Origin of the sequence: Nonomuraea sp. NPDC049784, from assembly GCF_040659615.1 — a bacterium.
GTDB lineage: Bacteria > Actinomycetota > Actinomycetes > Streptosporangiales > Streptosporangiaceae > Nonomuraea.
In genome coordinates this window covers 1-1,882 of sequence record NZ_JBFAMX010001108.1, presented here as the reverse complement: position 1 = coordinate 1,882, position 1,882 = coordinate 1, and the positions used below count along the sequence as shown (strand labels likewise).

Here is a 1,882-nt window from a genome sequence, read left to right as displayed (position 1 = left end):
GGCCCGATGTCCGGCGGGCCCTCGACCGGGTCGATGCCCGCCATCCCCGGCACGACGTCCAGCGGACCCGCAACCGGGTCGATGCCCGCCATCCCCGGTTCCACGTCCGGCGGACCCGCGACCGGATCCATGCCCGCCATCCCCGGCACGCCGGACACCTCCAAGGGCGGCAGCTCCTCGCGTTATCCGACGCCCGTCCCCGGCGCGTCGCCCAGCAGTCCGGTGCCCTCCGACACCGACCACGCGATGGTCCGGGTCGTGGACAGCCTGTTCCGCAGCCTGGACAAGCTGGAGCTGGCCGTGGCCGTGCACCGGCTGTTCGCCCAGGATCCGGTGAGCCTGCGCACGCTCGCCCACAAGATGCTGGTGGAGAGGGACGCGCTCTCCCAGGCGCAGCGCACCGCCGAGGAGCGCGTGCTGAACTGGCTGCGTTCGTCGGAGTCCGCGCCGGTCACGGGCCACATGTTCCGCCTGACCGAGTGGCTCGGCGCGGCGGCCACCGAAGACCAGCTCATCGGCGCCGACCCGGCCCACCCCGTGATGGTCCCATCGCTGCGTACCCCGCTCTGGCGCGTGCTGGTGACGCTCATGCCCGACCGCCGTTTCCAGGACGGCTGGCTGGTCGTGGGCGATCTCCACGGCCTGCAGGCACGTACGAGGCAGTTGCTGGCCGCGAGCCCGCCCGACGCGGACGTCGTGGAGCTGATGGCCGAGCTGGGCATCCGCGCCCACTCCGCCAAGGCCTGGCTCGACGCCCTGCCCCCGGAGTCCGCCGACCCTGTCGCTTCGGCCCCGTCGCCCGCCCAGCCCCTGCCCCGCCGCACGCCTGGAGCCAACGGCCACCACCACCGGGGCGGCCAGCCCATCCCGACGGCCTCGGGGAGCTCGATCGACCCCTCCGCCGCGCTGGCCACACTGTCGGCGCTGTCGGGCGGCCGCTCGCCGATGCTCCCCGGCAGCCTGGCGGGCACCCCTTCCACGCCGCCTCCGCCGCTGCCCAGCCCCTCCTCGGACCCGCGCCGCTGGCAGCGCATCGAGGTTACCCCGGAACACCTCCGGGGCGGCCCCGTGCCGGTCCCGGAGGGGTACGCGGCCCAGCTCGGCATGCGCCCCGGCACACTGCTCTCGGTGACGGGCCCGGGCGACAACGCCATCGTCCTGGTCTGGCAGGGCCACCAGCCGGTCTTCGACTCCCTCCAGCCGGTGCTGATGCGCCTGAACGCCCGGCCCGGCGATCAGGTGTACGTCACGGTGGACGGCTACCGCCTGGAGGCCCAGCTAACCGGCTGACCGCCTCCCCAGTCCACTCAACGACCATCCGCTAAGTCGGGAGGGTGGCTTCGATCGCGCTGCGGTCGCCGAGCCAGGGCGCATCCTCACCGACACCCCAGGCGGGCGTCGCAGGGCGTGCGGTGAGCGCAGCCTCGCTGAGCGTCCGAGCAGCGCAGCCTCGCTGAGCACGCGGGGAGCGCTGCCGCCGCCACACGCCATTTAGCGCCAGTCGCGGCGGCCGTACACCGGTCTGTCACGCCATCACAAGGGGACGTCGAACAGCCGGAGTCGGTGGGCGGTGGCGGCGGCCTCGCCTCGGGTGGCGACGCCCAGCTTGGCCAGGATGTTGGAGACGTGCACGCTCACCGTCTTGACCGAAATGAAAAGCACCTCGGCGATCTCCCGGTTGCTCCGCCCGTTCGTCACCTCCTGGAGCACCTCCAGCTCCCGAGCAGTCAACCCCAGGGGATGCCCGTCAGCCGCCTCCTCGGAGCCGCCGATCCGGGCCCGCCGCGCGAAGACGTCGAGCTGCTCCAGCAGCGGTGTCGCGCCCAGCCGCCCGGCCAGCTCGCGTGCGCGACCCAGCCGCGCCGCGGCCTCCTGCCGATCC

The 1,882-nt window shown here is 73.7% G+C and carries 2 protein-coding genes; one reads left to right on the top strand and one right to left on the bottom strand.

The window, feature by feature from the left end; translation table 11 throughout:
* The first annotated feature begins 129 nt into the window (after window positions 1-129).
* The gene (locus AB0J09_RS63755; protein WP_360714114.1) at window positions 130-1,290 is read left to right on the top strand and encodes a hypothetical protein; all 1,161 of its coding nucleotides are present in this window, start codon (window positions 130-132) and stop codon (window positions 1,288-1,290) included.
* Between the two features lie 243 nt (window positions 1,291-1,533).
* On the opposite strand, the gene AB0J09_RS63750 is transcribed toward AB0J09_RS63755, so the two are convergent.
* A partial coding sequence (locus AB0J09_RS63750; protein ID WP_360714112.1) for a response regulator transcription factor occupies window positions 1,534-1,882 on the bottom strand: 349 nt, incomplete at its 5' end.

Coding starts and splice junctions, on each gene's coding strand:
- AB0J09_RS63755 (WP_360714114.1), top strand. CDS start 130: ATGCCCGCCATCCCCGGCACGCCGGACACCTCCAAGGGCGGCAGCTCC.